Origin of the sequence: Hugenholtzia roseola DSM 9546 (assembly GCF_000422585.1) — a bacterium.
GTDB classification, from domain to species: Bacteria; Bacteroidota; Bacteroidia; order Cytophagales; family Bernardetiaceae; genus Hugenholtzia; species Hugenholtzia roseola.
Window position 1 is genome coordinate 218,350 of the sequence record NZ_KE383881.1, and the last position, 16,623, is coordinate 234,972.

The 16,623-nt window shown below is 39.9% G+C and carries 14 protein-coding genes; 5 read left to right on the forward strand and 9 right to left on the reverse strand.

The genetic code is table 11. The annotated features are described in order from the left end of the window. The first annotated feature begins 245 nt into the window (after positions 1-245). The 5 genes from lysA to G500_RS0114655 all read left to right on the forward strand — a co-directional run bounded on the left by lysA (position 246) and on the right by G500_RS0114655 (position 5,925). Positions 246-1,502, forward strand: coding sequence for a diaminopimelate decarboxylase (gene lysA, locus G500_RS0114630; RefSeq protein WP_027003094.1), 1,257 nt, complete (start codon positions 246-248; stop codon positions 1,500-1,502). Positions 1,503-1,687: 185 nt separating this feature from the next. Beyond that, positions 1,688-3,199, forward strand: a complete 1,512-nt coding sequence (locus tag G500_RS23650; protein ID WP_035757518.1) for a phytoene desaturase family protein — start codon at positions 1,688-1,690, stop codon at positions 3,197-3,199. Positions 3,200-3,382: 183 nt separating this feature from the next. Next, positions 3,383-4,372 carry an ADP-ribosylglycohydrolase family protein gene (locus tag G500_RS0114645; protein ID WP_051203681.1) on the forward strand — a complete coding sequence of 330 codons (990 nt, stop codon included), beginning with the start codon at positions 3,383-3,385 and terminating at the stop codon, positions 4,370-4,372. A 195-nt stretch (positions 4,373-4,567) separates the two neighbouring features. Further along, positions 4,568-5,437: an Rpn family recombination-promoting nuclease/putative transposase gene (locus tag G500_RS0114650; protein WP_027003096.1), complete on the forward strand. Its 870-nt coding sequence runs from the start codon at positions 4,568-4,570 to the stop codon at positions 5,435-5,437. Between the two features lie 149 nt (positions 5,438-5,586). Next, positions 5,587-5,925, forward strand: coding sequence for a hypothetical protein (locus tag G500_RS0114655; RefSeq protein WP_027003097.1), 339 nt, complete (start codon positions 5,587-5,589; stop codon positions 5,923-5,925). A gap of 271 nt (positions 5,926-6,196) precedes the next feature. Here G500_RS0114655 and G500_RS0114660 read toward each other — a convergent pair whose 3' ends face one another. The 9 genes from G500_RS0114660 to G500_RS23660 all read right to left on the reverse strand — a co-directional run. Continuing rightward, entirely contained in the window at positions 6,197-6,637 is a 441-nt protein-coding gene (locus tag G500_RS0114660) for a hypothetical protein (protein ID WP_035757521.1), read from the reverse strand. Between the two features lie 211 nt (positions 6,638-6,848). Next, entirely contained in the window at positions 6,849-7,616 is a 768-nt protein-coding gene (locus G500_RS0114665; protein ID WP_027003099.1) for a type II restriction enzyme, read from the reverse strand. Then, the gene (locus G500_RS0114670) at positions 7,585-8,529 is read right to left on the reverse strand and encodes a DNA adenine methylase (protein ID WP_027003100.1); all 945 of its coding nucleotides are present in this window, start codon (positions 8,527-8,529) and stop codon (positions 7,585-7,587) included. Before G500_RS0114670 ends, G500_RS0114665 begins: the two co-directional genes overlap by 32 nt. Positions 8,530-8,745: 216 nt before the next feature. Further along, the gene (locus G500_RS25170) at positions 8,746-9,819 is read right to left on the reverse strand and encodes a type I restriction enzyme HsdR N-terminal domain-containing protein (RefSeq protein ID WP_027003101.1); all 1,074 of its coding nucleotides are present in this window, start codon (positions 9,817-9,819) and stop codon (positions 8,746-8,748) included. Positions 9,820-10,195: 376 nt separating this feature from the next. Beyond that, positions 10,196-10,633 (reverse strand): hypothetical protein, encoded by a 438-nt coding sequence (locus G500_RS0114680; protein ID WP_154657171.1) that lies wholly within the window; start codon positions 10,631-10,633, stop codon positions 10,196-10,198. A 123-nt stretch (positions 10,634-10,756) separates the two neighbouring features. Further along, positions 10,757-11,506, reverse strand: a complete 750-nt coding sequence (locus G500_RS0114685; RefSeq protein ID WP_027003103.1) for a class I SAM-dependent methyltransferase — start codon at positions 11,504-11,506, stop codon at positions 10,757-10,759. 227 nt (positions 11,507-11,733) lie between these two features. Next, positions 11,734-15,060 (reverse strand): S41 family peptidase, encoded by a 3,327-nt coding sequence (locus tag G500_RS0114695; RefSeq protein ID WP_051203672.1) that lies wholly within the window; start codon positions 15,058-15,060, stop codon positions 11,734-11,736. Between the two features lie 185 nt (positions 15,061-15,245). Continuing rightward, a complete protein-coding gene (locus tag G500_RS0114700) occupies positions 15,246-15,956 on the reverse strand; it encodes a DUF3575 domain-containing protein (protein ID WP_027003105.1) in 711 nt (236 codons plus the stop codon). 331 nt (positions 15,957-16,287) lie between these two features. After that, on the reverse strand, positions 16,288-16,623 hold a 336-nt coding region (locus G500_RS23660; protein ID WP_154657172.1), incomplete at its 5' end, for a transposase family protein.

Sequence of the window (16,623 nt, forward strand, 5' to 3'; positions counted from 1 at the left end):
ATTTTTTCTATTTTTTCTAAATTCAGCCCCTCGCCCGCCTTTGTGTTGTAATAGAAGCCTTGCTTTCGAGAAAAAATAACGCACAAAAAATAACGGCACAGGCGGCACTTTGGCGTTATTTTCCCAACAAAGACTTATATTTGCCCTACTAAGCGACAAAAATCTGCGCTTTTGAGATAGCCTTCTTATTGGCGTTTTTTGTGCTTAAAATTCTATACCTTTCTTTATTTTCTTTTATTTTCTCTATGCAACTTATTGAGAATCAGTATCAAATTCAGGGTCTATCTGTTTCAGACCTTTGCGCTGCTTATGGCACGCCTTTGTACGTGTATGACACCGAGGTAATGCTCGCCAAATTGAAGGAACTTAAAACGGCTTTCAAGGGCGTGGATTTGAAGCTCAAATATGCAGCCAAAGCCCTGACGAATATTTCGGTTCTCAAATTTTTCAGACAACAAGGCATAGGCTTAGATGTGGTATCCATCGAGGAGGCGCGATTGGGTCTTTTGGCAGGTTTTGCCGCCGATGAGATTTTATTTACACCCAACTGCGTTTCTTTGCAAGAAATTGAGGAAGCCGTCGAGCTGGGGGTTCGCATCAATATCGACAACATCTCCATTTTAGAACAATTCGGACACAAATTTGGCAATACTGTACCCTGTTGTATCCGCCTCAATCCGCACATCATGGCAGGGGGCAATCATAAAATTCAGGTAGGACACATCGATTCCAAATTTGGCATCTCTATCTTACAGCTACGACATGTCTTGCGCGTTGTGAAGGCTAACAATATGAAAATCAATGGCTTACACATGCATACGGGGTCGGATATTTTAGATGCTGATGTCTTTTTGAGGGGGGCGCAAATCCTTTTCGAGGCGGCAGAGGATTTCCAAGACTTAGAATTTATGGATTTCGGCAGTGGCTTTAAAGTTGCGTACAAAGAAGGCGATATTACGACAAACTTAGCCGATTTGGGGGCAAAATTGCGCCAAGCCTTTCAAGATTTTTGTAAAAAATATGGCAGAGATTTGGAACTTTGGTTCGAGCCGGGCAAGTTTTTGGTCAGCGAATCGGGGACATTTTTTGTGCAAACCAACGTCATCAAACAAACACCTGCCTCCCTTTTTGTAGGGGTCAATTCGGGTATGAACCACTTAATCCGCCCTATGTTTTATGATTCCTATCACCAGATTGTCAATGTTTCGAACCCTACGGGTGCAAGTCGGGTCTATGCCATTGTAGGCTACATCTGCGAAACAGATACCTTTGGTTGGGATAGAAAACTAACCGAAGTGCGCGAAGGCGATATTTTGGCTATCAGAAATGCGGGGGCTTATGGTTTTATGATGGCATCAAATTACAACTCACGCCTACGCCCTGCTGAAGTCTTGATACACCAAGGGAAGGCTTACCTGATTCGCGAGCGCGAAACCTTAGAAGATTTGCTCAAAAACCAAATTTTGGTAGAGCTACCCAGCGAGGCAGCCATTTTTGAGTAAAGCGAAAAAGATAAACCTATGTAGGGACAATGACTTGTCCCTACTTTTTTGGCTGCACTCTATTGCTTTTCTTTTTAAAAGTCCATTTTTTGCTCCCTAACGCCTATTTTCTACTTAGAAAAAAGCCCTACGCTAAACAAAATCCGATAAAAATGCTTTTTTAGAAAAATACAAAATCATATTCCATGGAACAAAAAATAGTCGTGATAGGCTCTGGCTTTGCAGGGCTTTCCGCCGCCGCTTGTTTGGCACAAAAAGGTTTTTCAGTAACGGTAGTTGAAAAAAATGACCAATTAGGCGGCAGAGCGCGAATTTGGCAGCAGGAGGGTTTTACCTTCGATATGGGACCCAGTTGGTATTGGATGCCCGATGTCTTTGAAGACTATTTCGCTCTCTTTGGCAAAAAAGTTTCTGATTTTTACGATTTAAAACGCCTTTCGCCTGCCTATAAAGTCTTTTTCAATGAACAGGAAGTCATAGATGTTCCCGCTTCTTTGGAAGAACTGTACGCGCTCTTCGAATCGAAGGAAACGGGGAGTTCTGCCAAATTGAAAGAATTTTTGAAGCAAGCCGAATACAAATACAAAGTAGGCATGGGCGACTATGTTTTTCGCCCTTCACACTCCATCACCGAATTTATAGACCTGCGCTTTATCACCGAAAGTTTCCGTATTCAGATGCTCAATTCTTTGAGCAAACACGTGCGCAAGTATTTTTCAAATCCCGAACTTATCAAGATTTTAGAGTTTCCCGTTTTGTTTCTTGGGGCAACGCCACAAAATACGCCTGCCATGTATAGCCTGATGAACTATGCCGACTTAGTGTTGGGAACTTGGTATCCGATGAAGGGCATGAATGAAATTGTCAAGGCAATGGTAAAAGTGGCTTCACAGCAAGGCGTAACCTTCCTGACCCAAACAGAGGTTTCGCAAATTGTGGTAGAGAATGGAAAAGCGAAAGGCGTGCAGACCAATCAGGGTTTTATCGAAGCCGATGTCGTAGTTTCCAGCGGCGATTACGAACATACCGACCAAAAACTATTAGAAAAACCCTATCGCAATTACAGCGAAAAATATTGGGATAGACGTGTGATGTCGCCTTCAAGTCTGCTCTTTTATTTGGGGGTGAATAGAAAAGTCAATACGATTTCGCATCATAACCTGTTTTTTGATGAAGATTTCGAACTGCATGCCGAAGAAATTTATACAAACCCCCAATGGCCTTCGAAGCCTTTGTTTTATGTCTGCGCCCCTTCTAAGAGCGACAAAACCGTTGCACCCGAAGGCTGCGAAAATATCTTCGTACTCATTCCGATTGCGCCCGATTTGGAAGATTCCGAAGAAATGCGCGAAAAATATTACCACATGGTCATGCAGCGTTTAGAGCGTTTCACAGGTCAGAAAATACGCGAGCATGTTATCGTAAAAAGAAGTTACTGTTTGGAAGATTTCAAACAAGACTATCATTCCTTCAAAGGAAATGCTTACGGATTGGCAAATACGCTGCGACAAACGGCATTTTTCAAACCGAAGCTCAAATCTAAAAAGGTAGAAAATCTATACTATACAGGGCAACTCACCGTACCCGGTCCGGGGGTTCCGCCCTCGATTATTTCGGGGCGTGTCGTGGCAGAAGAGATTGGCAAAATTTGGGGAAAAAGCCAAAAGAACGCCGCTAAACTTTCTACCACAGTCTAATTTTTCGTTGTTCGAATGTAAAAACGTAGCATTAGGCAGGAGTTTCATAACTACCGTCTGAATGAGCGACGTTATTTCAATCCAACTTCGGGCAAGGCAAGTTCTTGTCCGAAGTTAGTGAAAATTGGGATTGAAATAGTTTTAAATATCATTTCTTATTTTTTGTTTTTTAATTTTACGAAAATGAATACTACTCCTTCTTTTACGCTCGAAGATTGTCAGATGGCACTCTTGGGCGTTGCGTTGGCTGATGCTTTGGGCGTGCCTTACGAATTTCGAAGCCGCGACCAAATGCAGGAAAATCCTGCGACTACTCTGATAGGTTATGGCTCACACCATCAACCCATCGGCACTTGGTCGGACGATAGTTCGCTGACTTTCTGTTTGGCAGAAAGTTTGGCGGAGTTAGGTTTAGAAGATGAAACACAATTTTTAAATCATTTGGCTCAAAATTTTTGTAAATGGCTTTATCAAGCCCATTGGACGGCACATGGCAAGGTCTTCGATGTAGGCAACACAACGCGCAGAGCCATAAGAAAACTCAAAGACGGAACAGCCCCCCTTTTGGCAGGGGAAAGCACAGAAGATAGCAACGGCAATGGTTCATTGATGCGCATTTTACCTCTCCTTTTTTATGTACAAAATTTGCCTATTGAAAAGCGTTTTGATTGGACAAAAAAAGTATCTTCTCTCACACACGCACATATTAGGTCGGTAATGGCTTGTTTTTATTATATAGAATTTGCGAAAAAAATTTTAGAAAAGAAAGAAAAAATGCAAATCTATCGAGAATTACAGAAAGAGCTACCTGCCTTTTTTCAAAGTCAGGGCATAGACCCAAAGGAGATTGCTATTTTTGATAGGCTTTTAAAAGAGGACATCACGGCGGCAAACCCCGATAGCATTTTAGGCACAGGCTACGTCTTGCATAGCATAGAGGCAAGTGTTTGGTGTCTGCTCACGACAGAGAGTTTTACACAAGCAACCCTTCAAGCCGTTAATTTGGGAAAAGATACCGACACAACGGCGGCTATCACAGGCGGCTTGGCTGCCCTTTACTACGTTTCAAACCCCGAAAAAGGGCTACCCCCCGATTGGCTTATGCAGTTGGTAAGCAAAGAGGAGATTAGAAATTTGGGTACAAAATTATATCAAAACACTTTATCTTATTAGATGCACTATTAAAAACTTGATAAGTAACCACTTAGCCTAAAACGCAGTGCTACTGAAAAAATGTAACTGATTGATAATCAGCTATTTAATCCTTCAAAGTGTCAAAGTCAAGAAAACCTCTTAACTAAAAAGCAAATTCCTACTTTTGAAACTTGCTTTTTCTTTTTTTCGTATCTTTGTGAAAAACAGAAAATAATGAGCAAGCGACTAATCCGTTTCGATTGGGCAGTGAAAAAACTCCTTCGCAATAAGGCTAACTTTGTTGTGTTGGAAGGTTTCCTATCCGAACTTTTATTTGAAGACATCAAAATTGAAAAAATTTTGGAAAGCGAAGGCAATCAGGAAACTGAACAAGATAAGTACAATCGCGTCGATATCTTGGTGCAAAACGCTAAAAATGAGCTTGTTATCGTAGAAATTCAAAATACGTATGAAATCGATTATTTCCATCGCATGGCATATGGGGCTTCGAAGGCTTTGACTGAAAATTTGAGTTTAGGGCAATCTTACTCGGAAATCAAAAAAGTAATTTCTGTCAATATCGTTTATTTTGATTTAGGAAAAGGTAAAGATTATGTCTATAAGGGGACAACTAACTTTCAAAGTTTGCGCGAAGAAACTTTTACCAAACAAAATATATCGGATATTTTCCCCGAATATTACATTATCAAAGTAAATCAATTTAATGATGTAGCCAAAGATACTTTGGACGAATGGGTATATTTTTTGAAAAATAGTGAAGTAAAAGATAGTTTTAAGGCAAAAGGTTTGGCAGAGGCAAAGGAGGTTTTAGATGTTATGCGTTTGAATCAAGAACAAACTTATGGTTACAATCGTTACTTAGATTATTTACACGTAAAGGCAAGTGAGGCACTTTCTTTGAAAATCCAACAAGAGGAGCTGATGGAGAAGAAAATAGCAGAAGCGAAGGAGAAAGTACGGAAAGATGAGAAAATTGAAATTGCGAAAAATTTTATTTCATTAGGTTTGGATAATACCACAATAGCGAAAGGAACAGGCTTGACTGCTGAACAAATAGAGCAGTTGCGTAGCGAAAAAGAGTAAAAACTGTGCCTAACACTCTTTTTACAAAAAGGCGAGCTAATGTGCTTATTTAGACTTTTGTACTTTCTATAAACTTTTATGCGTAAGGTAAGGGATTGCTATCAATCTCGCCCTGCAAAAACATTTCTCCATTCTATACCATTAAAAAAATGAATACGTTAACATTCAAAATACTACCAAGTGAAGTGTCTAACGACCGTCAGGTGAGAATCGAAATTGATGGTCAAGACCTTTTAGGCAGCGGTTTCTTAGGAATAGACCCGTCACGTTTTTTTAGACAAAAAAACTTATTTAGAGGCGGTGAGATTCTAATTGGAAGATGTGACTGCGGATTCGAAGGGTGTTGTGATTACGTTGCTGATGTTGAGATAAGCGAAAATAAAGTTATCTGGAATATTAAAACAAAAAGATTTGAGTTTGATGAATATGAATATACCGATTATATTCATGAAAAAGGAGATAGGTTTATCTTTGGAAAATTTAGATAAAAGAACAGATAGATTTATTTCAGAAGAATTGAAAAACACTGTGTTTTATACCAACTTGTGTTACACTCAAAGGCTTTGTTACAAGGGTTAGAATGTCAAAAAAACGGGGTTTTGTGCTTTGTGCAAAACCCCGTCTTTGAGGCTTTTGTCGTTCCAAAAACGCCAAAAATAATGAAAATTGATAATAATTTTATGTTTTCAAAAAACGAACTAATAGTCTAAACTGAACCGCCACTTTTGGGTAGGTGCTATTACCAGCTGTGTTTCCTTGTCAGTCATTTGTCTTGTTATCTATTCTGCTTTTGTTGATTTGAGTGGCAACATTAAGTTCAACATATACAAGTCCGCATATAATAGCTATTTCCCCTAAAAAATATGCCATCCCAAGAGTTGTAAGTTGATGGTGATAGAAAACCACAAGACTAATTGTCGAGATGCAATAAAGTAGGTTAGCAATACTAATACCCTTAATAAATATTATCCAGTTCGTTTTAATAACAAAAAAACAAATCGTTGAATAAATAAAGAAACAAGCCGCAATAATAGAAAGGTAGGTCAATATTTTTTCAGGCATTCCAAAATATTCGTTCAAATTTCTCAATACCGCAAACAATAAAGATGCAGTAGTCAAAGCCCCAATACTGTCTATGAGGAACAGTTTTTTGGGGTTTGAGGATAATTGTTTTATAATCTTGCTTACAGTATTTATCATATAAATTACAAATTATAGTTTTGTCAAGCGTTTACAAGTCGTGTTAGGTGTTTGCGCCGTCTTCTAATATAGCTGGCAACGGAAAAATGTTTGCGAAGGGCGGGATTTAATAGCACTTTCTTTGCCCTACGCACAAAGTTTATAGAAAGTACAAAAGCCTAAATTACACACCTTAGTCAACTTTTTAGCAAACATAATGTTGGCTGATGTTTTATTTGTCCTGTATCTCAAATTTCGCACTTTTCAGAAGTTCTATGCTATTGTAGTTGTTTTCGTCTGCAAAACCGAACTCCCACAAAGAATAAACGTCTTTCCGTTTTTCAAAGAAAAGTATGTTTACCTTTTTCTTGGTGTGAATTTGCCACTGACGAAATGGATAATACAACTGCCTGATAATTGTGTTTTTAGTTGCCGAATTTTTGGCTTCTATCAAAACGATTTGATTTCTACCTTCATAACCCGCATCAACTTCTGTTTGCACACTTTCAGTTATGATAAGTTGCTTATGCTGTCCTGCATAAAACTCAAATTTTGGCGTATATTTTCTGCCCCGAATAGTCAAAACCAAACTTTCATCTTCCAAAAAACTACGCACCAAACTTGACGCATACGCAAAATCTAAGTGTTGCATTTCAGAGTTTCCGATTTGCGAAGTTTCTAACTCAAAATCAAGTTTGGACTTGTAAATACTTGCTTGTGTAGTTATTTCGGGAACATCAATATAGCCTTCCCCTTGCAAAATACTGTAAATACCATTTTTGATAGGCAAAATAAACAAGTTATTATCCACAAAAACCTGCGGTCTGCTCTCTCTTGTATCCTGTTTACACAAAACACGAACTTCTCTTTCGGTGGTGCTTGTAAAATGTGCAGTCGCTTTTTTGATTTGTTCGGCTGTCAATGTAAGCGGACTCTGCGAAAAATCGTGTTCGTGAATTTTGTATGTATCAAAAATTGATTGCCAAGGTTTGTGGTTCATATTGATAGTTCGTAATTAAAAGTTCGTTGATTTTACCACGTTTTTCGCCATTGCAATTTACTGCTCTACTTGCCGAAACCCTAAAAATATTGTAGCCCGAAAATGCTCTTTCAAAAAAGTCATCTTCGGGGTTTTCGTTCTTGGGGTCTGAATTGGAAAGCATTAGTTTTGCTCCTTTTTCTTTATCTAATTTTTGAAAAAATTGAGCTAATTGTAGTTGCTCTTTGTCCTTAAATTCCGCCCCTGTGTAAGTCGTAAAACTTGCCGTTTGGCTGATAGGTCTGTAAGGCGGGTCAAAGTAAACAAAAGTATTTTCAGTTACTTTATCAAAACAACTTGTATAGTTAGCCTGTTGAATTTCAACGTTTTGTAATACTTTTGAAACTGCCAAAATATTAGGCTCGTCAAAAATCATTGCGGTTTTGTACTTGCCATAAGGCACATTAAACTCGCCTTTTGAGTTAAGACGAAAAAGTCCGTTAAAGCAAGTTTTATTCAAGAAAATAAATTGTGCTGCTCTTGAAATCCAATTATCAGATAACTTTTTATAATTTATCTCAAAGCGTTGCAAGTTAAAATGCTTACGCACTGCCAAAAATAAATCATTGCGTTTTTCTTGTTCGGTTTGGTCGTAATTTTTTTGATACTGTTCCAAAAAGTCAAGTAAATCGTTAGGGCTTTGTTGAATGACTTGGTAAGTCAAAACCAAATCTTTGTTTAAGTCTGATAAGTAAGCATTTTCAATTTTGTAATGTTGCGAAAGAGCAAAAAACAAAGCACCACCACCTAAAAAAGGCTCAACATAATTTTTGATGATGCCTTTTCTAAGTTCATTGGGGTAATAATTTTCAAACTGTTCTAAAAGTTGATTTTTACCACCTACCCACTTTATAAATGGTCTTGCTTTTGTCATATTGTTTGTTTTTCGCAAAGTTACGATTTTTTCGGGTTTTCGTTCTCAATATATCAGCCAACGGAAAAATGTTTGCGAAGGGCGGGCTTAATAGCACTTCCCTTGCCCTACGCACAAAGTTTATAGAAAGTATAAAAGCCTAAATTATACACCTTAGTCAACTTTTTAGCAAACATAATGTTGGGCATAGTTTTTATTTTGTCGTCAATTAAAACATTACGCCTGTGGTTTCCACTCTACTGTTTCCACTTTCAAGTTCAGATTTAGTCTGTCGGAAATCTCTTGCAAACGACTAATCTTGTTTTTAGTGTCGCTGTGTACCATCACAAAAACACCTTTTTTTACTTCATATTGTTGGTAATTGGCATTTTTTTGATTGTCTATTAACGGTAATCCATTCAAAGTTAGTCCCAAAAGTTTAACTCTATCTATTCCTATTTTTTCTATTGTTTTTACAAATGTTTCACTTGCTTTCTTCTCATAAATACTCGTGTTATCTGTAAAAGTAACCTTTATCAAGGTTTTTGTTTTTTTAGTGTTGGTAAGACCTGTTTGACCTTCACTTGTTGCGATTTCTGCTTTACCAGTATCTTGCTGAGCTTTTATAGGCGTAGTAATATCAAAAAGTTCACTAATTTTGCCTTCTACAAAGTTCTCAATATCCGAAAAATCTATCAAGAAGTTAGGGTTTTCTGTATTTACCTTATCCCTTACAAATGAAGAAACTAACTTTACAAGGTCTTGCGAGGTTGGACAAACAGTAGTCCAAGTACTTTCCAAAAGCATGATTGTCTGAATACTACTCTCCAATTTTTCAATATTATCGTAAGAAATAGTAATCAGTTTCTTAATAGTATTGCCAAAATTAGTATCATCTTTCTCTAAATCCGCTATCCAAACAACCCTTTCGCTTGGGTTTCTTTGAAATGTATTGAAAAGTAGCCACTTTATACCATTAGTCAAGATACCAAAAGAAATTCCCATATTATAGGAATATCCTGCTAATTGGGATATAATTTTATCGTCTTTAAGTTCAACAGTTAGATTTTTTGCTTCAACGACTAAAACGTTCTTCTTCAATTTCAACAAAGTGTAATCAGGGATTTTACCCAAGTCGTTTGGTGCGTTGTGTCTTACAAAGTTAGGGTTTGCTGTATTCCAACCTAAAATATTCAATATAGGGTTGATTAACTGCTCTCTAACAGCAATTTCGTTTGTTGCATAGTACGACCTAAATTCTGTCGCTAATTGCAATATTTCACTGAGTTTTTTTTCTAACTGTTGTTGCATTATGCAATTTTTTGGTTTATATTTTTCATTCTTAAAATGTCAGCCAACATGCAACTACACGAACTTCAATTCGCATTTTTTTAGCTCATCATAGTACCCAAAGGACTTTTCACCCCTCGATAGTACGATTTACAAAGGCAGTTTTGGCAGTCGCAAGTTACACCTTTTTCCAAAAGGGCGCAAGTTTTTTTTACTTTTTTGTTGTCAAAACCTATAAGGCTATTAGTAGGTAAGTAGTTTTCTATTTGTATGAAAATGCAAAAAAGAAGAAAGCAAAATAGAGCTTACGAACAAGGCTTGTTAGATAGATTTAGCCTGCACTAGGCAGTCTATTTTACAAGTTATTCATAAACTCTATCATTTAGATTGGTTTGAATCAGCCTTTTTGTGCCAATTCTTCTTCTCTAAACCATGCCTTTGCGTCGGGAATGTTGCCAAAGATGCGCATATAAAAACCCATCTTCACCATAGCTGGGTTTGCAGCCAAATCTTCTGCCGAAAGTTGCGTAAAAATATCTGAACTCATAATAAAACCTGCATAACGCAGTCCCATTTGCACACAGGCAGGTATCCATTCGGTAGCAAAGTATTCGTTTGCCCCATCAAAAGGACCTTCAAACTGACGCGCATCGGAAATCCAATACTTGATTTTGAGGTCTTTCATATAGGTTAGAAGTGCTTTATGCGATTGGATAAGTTCCTCAGTAGTGGCATAACCAGACCACTCCCCCTGCAATGCCTCAATTTCGGGCAAATGGTAGAGTTTTAAAAAAGGCTTGCCTACGGTGTCGTTGAAAGTTTGTAAGTGTTTCATGGTAAAAAGGGGATTTTCGTTTCGTGAGAGGCTATTATTCGTATGTAAAAACAAACATACAAAAATTTTGTTTTTCATACAAGTTAAGAAATGCCTTTTTTCTTACTCCCTTGCTTTTTGTGCTTACTTTTCAAAAATGGTAATAAGGCGCGTAGAGGTTTGGGGTTCGAAGGGCGCATTAAGGTCGTACTCGCCCAAAAGGTGGGTGCATTTCCAAGGCTCTCCTATCCATTTTTTCATTTCCTCGACGGTAAAGAAATACTGCCTTTCACTATCTTGCAACCTTTGTGTTTCGCCTTCGGGGTTGGTAAAAAAATAGGAATATTGCGTGTGGCGCATCTGATTTTCAAGCCTCCACTGCCGCTCTATTTTTATCTTCCCACTGCTATCTTCTGCCTGATAAGTTGCGGTTTGCGTTTTAGAATAACGTAAAAAATTAGCTTGGTCTATGACTATCATCTTTTGACTTCGCGCTTTTAGCCACTCAAAAAAATGCTGCTGTCGCTCCTTTGTGAGCAAATAATTAACGGTACTCCATAAACAGATAGCCACTTGGTAGTCGGTTTCGAGTTGCATCTGACCAAAATCGGCTTCTATGGTAGGCAAATCGGGTGCTTTTTGTTTTAAAATTTGTAAGGCTTTGGTAGAAATATCCAAAACTGTTACCTGATACCCTGCTGCCCACAAGGGCAGAGCCTGCATGCCAACGCCGCCACCCAAGTCGATGAGGCTGCCTACTTCTTGTGGCTCGCCTAATAGCTCTTTGAGAAATTGAACCTGCTTATCGGGAATATGAGGCGAATCCTGAAAGAGTGCCTTGCGCCAAAGTGCGTAGAGGTCGGCGCGGTCGGTGTAAATAAGGTTTTTTTTCATAAAAAAGTAGATAATATTTTGTGTTTGTATCTTAACTTAATAGTTGCCCAGTCAGATTTCTATCTTTGGTATTAGGAAAAGAAACAAGCCATCAAGTAGTTTGTAGGCGCGAAGCTCTAACTTCGCGCCATTTTTGCCTGCAAAATAGGGCATCGGGCTTGTATATTGCTTTGCTTTTCAAGCACTTACAAAAATACCAAACCTATTTTACAGCTGATTTACAAACCCTATTTCTTAACCTGCTTCAAAAGCTCTTCTACGGCACGTTCTAATTGTGCATCTTTGCCTTCGTAGGTAGGTTTAGGCAGGTTTTTGACCTGAATGTCGGGTATCAATTCCGTATTTTCCATATACTTGCCATCTTTGCGCACCATACCTACCTGCGGAATACCGAAATAGAGGGTAGGGTCGAGCAAAGTTTCCCACCAAACGGCTGTGCCAGTACCTGCAACAGGCATGCCAATCAGTTTGCCTACGCCTAAGTGTTGATACACGTAAGGGAAAATATTAGCATCAGAATAGTTGCCTTCGCTTATCAAGACGACAGAGGGACGCTCCCACTTATTCATCGGCTCTACGCCCACTTTTTCTTCGCGTGGTATGATGTCAAAATACTTTTGTCCTGCCAAAAAGGTAGCCAAATCGTCGTGCAGCCAGCCGCCGCCATTGAAGCGTGTATCTACGATAAGAGCCGCTTTGTCGGCATGTTTGCCTAAGGTTTTGGAATAAACTTCGCGGTAGCTTTCGCTATCCATGCCACGCACATGAACGTAACCTACCTTGCCCATAGAAAGACGCGCAACTTGGGCTTCACAATTTTTTACCCATCGCTGATAGCGCAATTCGCTTTCCGCGCCTTGTGAAATAGGCTTGACTACAATCTGGCGAGAAGCACCTGTTTTGCTTTCCAGAATCGTAACCAAGACGCGCTGCCCCGCTTTTCTATTGAGCAGTTCATAGTAGTTGCGCGAAGGCACAAGCTCGATGCCGTCTATGTGGGTAATGACATCGCCACTTTGAGGCGGATTTTCGGCATAGGTAAAAGGGCTTTTTTCTATGATTTCTACAATCTTCAAACCTTTTTCGCCTTTTTTGCCCCAATTTGGGTCGGTGAAAATGCCCAAAGAAGCCGTTTGGTCGCTTGCAGGGTCGTAGGCGCGATAGCCACTTCCTGTGTGTGAGGCGTTGAGTTCGCCTAAAAGTTCGCTCGCCATTTCTGCAAAATCATAGTTGTTATTGATATGTGGCAAAAACTTGGCGTATTCTTTTTTGTAGAAATCCCAATCTACGCCATGCAAATCGCTCACATAAAACTTATCACGTGCCTGCCTCCAAAGGTGTTCGAACATATATTCGCGTTCCTTTTCTGCACGAAGGTTCATTTCTACACGAAACGTAATCGGCTTGGGCGCAAGAGTCGTGAGGTCTATTTTTTGTAAATTTCCGTCCGCCAATACGAAAAGGTGCTGCCCTTCTTTGTCCATTTCCATAGCTGCCGCATTTGCACCTAATTTAAGCACCAACTTGGTTTCATTTTCTATCAAATCTTGCAACCAGAGGTCAAGTCCGCCCTCAAAGGCAGCCAAATAGTAGAGTTTTGTGCCTTCGGGATTGAGCCAAAAGTCGCCCATGCGAGAGGCATGACGGGTGAGGCGTTTGAGGCGTTCAGGCGCATTTAGGGTATCGAGCGAGAGCAGTTGTGGCTTCTCTTCTTCGGCTTTTGGATTATCCTTTTTGTCGCCTTTCTTATTCGTTTCTTGGGCAGCCGCTTTTTTATCGGCTTCTTCCTTCTCTTTTTCGTCTTTGCTTTCTTTCCAAAGTGCGTATTCGTCCTTATTCAGACTTGCCTTTTTCCAAGCCGCTTCTGTGAAATAGAGTGCAAAAACATCATATTCTGACCCCCAACTGCCATGTGAGCGATACCCTTCCCTATCGGTGAGCCAATACATGGCTTCCCCTTTGATGCCCCAACGCGCAAAGGCGTTGTTGTAGCCGCTTTGGGTGAGATTGAAAATAGGGGCGTTTGCTTCTGCCTTTACAAGCCCTATTTGGGTGATGACCCAGCGCGTATTGGGGTCGTATCCTACCAAAAACCACTGACTATCGGGTGACCAAGCATAGAATTGGTCGCCGTCGGAATAGGAATAGGAAAGTTTGTCGGTAATGGTGCGAATTGTTTTGCTTTTCAGATTGAGTACCCTTAATTTTTTCCTATCCTCGATAAAGGCTACTTCTTTGCCGTCGGGCGAATAACGGGCTTCGAAGGTTTCCTGTGGTGTTTCTACCAAAGGCGTTTCTTTTAGCAAAGTGGCGGCATAGAAATATTTTTCCTTTTCAGATACGATTTCCACTTCATACAAATTCCAACTTTTATTTCTTTCCCCTGCAAAGAGCAATTTTTTGCCATCGGGAGAAAAACTGATGCTGCGCTCCTGTTCGGGCGTGTCGGTGATGCGCTTGCTCATCTTGCCTTCTACCGAAGTTACGAAAACTTCGCCTCTAACAACAAAAGCCACTTCTTTGCCATTGGGCGAAACGGCAAATTCGGTAGCTCCGCTGGTAAGGGTTTTGATTTGGCGTTCATTGTATAAATTGTCGGTATAAAGTTCGATGGCTACCTTTTTTGCTGCCTGATTCGGAAGTTGGGTATAAATTTCACCATCATAACCATAACAGAGCATTTCGCTATCGGCAATGGTAAGAAAACGGATAGGGTGCTTTTCGTTCTGACTTATCTGAACGGCTGCCCCTTGCGGATTTTGGCTATCCATTTTCCAAATATTGAACGAACCGCTGCGCTCACTTAGAAAATAAAGGGTTTTGCCATCTGCCCCCCAAACGCCTTCGCGGTCTTCGGCGGCATGGTCGGTGAGTTGGGTATGAAGCTCGGTTTCGAGGTCGTATAACCAAAGGTCGCGCGTTACGGAAGAGGTATGATGCTTGCGCCACTTATTTTCGTATCCTTTTGCATCATAATACAAAATCTTTTTCCCACTTTTATCCAAACGCGCCATTTCCATCGTATGAGGCACTACCAATTCTGGCTGCCCTCCCTCGATACTTACGCGATAGAGTTGGTGGAAAAGGCGTGAGGGGAAATTGACATCAGTAGCAATAGGCGTGCGACTTGAAGTAAAGTATAAATATTTGCCATCGGGCGAAAAGCAAACAGGCATATCGCTTGCCGAATGAAAGGTAAGGCGTTTGGGCATGCCGCCTTCTGCCGCAAGCAGAAAGACATCGAAATTGCCAAATCTATCAGAGGCGAAGGCAAGCATTTTGCTATCGGCAGACCAAATCGCTTGAAAATCATATCCAGCATGGCTTGTCAGCATTTCCGCCTTGCCGCCTTCGCTTCCTACCTTAAAAAGATTGCCTTGATAATTGAAAACAATCGTCTTGCTATCGGGTGAAATAGCAGGGTAGCGAAGCCAAAGTGGAGCTGTGTCGGGGCTTTGGGCAAACGCCGCCGTCAGCGGTAAAAAGCCCAAAACAAAATGAAAGATAAGCGATTGAAGCTCGCCTATTCCTAACTTGCGTTTTTGATAAGACATAAATGTTTTGATATTTTGAAAAAAACAAGAAGTATTAGGGGTGGATATAAAAGCCGCCTTGGGTGCAACCCTGCGGGGTGTTTGGTAGGAATATTAGATTTTGTAAAAATCATTTTTAGATTTTTAGCAAAATAAAATTTGGCTTAAACCATTCCTACAAGAAGAAAAAAGGATTATTGCCATTTTTAAAAGGCGAATCCTGTTGCAATGCCAAAGCGCGGCACTACCCCCACAACGGGAAAGGGAATATCTGCCTCTTCTACCGTATTGTCTTGATAGGTAATGCTAAGGCGGCGCACATCTGCACCAAAGCCGCCTAAGCCCAAAAATAAATCGAGGGCAAAGCGGTCTTTTATCAAAAATTGATGCCCGAAGGTGATACCGCCCCCATAAGAGGTGAAACGGTTGCGGCTAAAACCTGTCGTCGCGGGCGTTCCGCCATCTACATCTACTTCAATGTTGATAAAAGAAAGGTTTAGGTAAGGCGCAAGGTAAAAACCTTTGAGTGCCTGCGCTTCCGCTCCCAAGTAGGTGCGAAATTCGGGCGTAAAGCCCAGACTGCGCAAGCGTGCATCTGCATTGCTATTGTCTATATCGACGCTTCTATTCCAAGCCCAATAGGAGGCTTGAAGTTGAACGCTATTTTTGGGCGAAACAGCCACTTCGCCATTAAGGGAAAATTTCCCGATTGCCAAATTGAGTAAGTGCGTCTTGACGGCTGCCTTGCGCTCGTGTGTCGGCTTTTGGGGGCTATATTTTGGGTAGTAACCATCAGGACGAACAAGCTCAACTCCCCGATTTGATGCCAAATCTTGCGCCTCTACCGTAGAAAAGCAGAAAAGCAAGCCACAAAAAAGAGCCGCCTTCTGCATAAAATTAGAAAAAACCTGTTGCATAGAAAAAAGAAATGAAAATTATCTAAGCCAAAATGAACTTTTGGCACTTCGGATAGCAAGATAGCAAAAAAATAGGCAGCGCAAGAAAAAATCTTTGCGTTATTGGCTTTTTTGGGCGTTGCTACAAAAAAAATGTAATGATTATCTAAAAAATAGTTTAATAAAAAATAAAAATATTGTATTTATGTCATTCTTACGCAAAATTTATTTGCAAAAAAGCAATCAGGTCTTTTTCTGTATCTTTTTTGGGGCTTTTGCTGACCTATTCGCATAGGCGAACAGAAGCCTTTTTTGATATGATGACTGTTTTAATATTAGAGTTTATGAATAATTATAGCCGTATGACTTTTCTTTTTAGGGCAAAAGTTTTCCTGAAATTGTATAGTGCTACGGCTATGGTGAATACGGTTTCTTTTGTTTTGTCTATGTAAGTTCTGATTCGTTCTTTGACAATTCGTAATGCTTTTAGGTGTGCAAACGCATTTTCTATTCTTACTCTTTCTTTACTTTGTAGTCTATTTTGAACTTTTTGTATTTTGGTAAGTTCCTTATTTTTGGGCTTCTTGTGGGGCATAATAAGTGTTGTTTGTGGAAGTTTCCAGCCATAAAACCCTAAATCTGTTAATAAAATACACTTTTTCTTAATTGGTAATAGGTCGGCTAATGT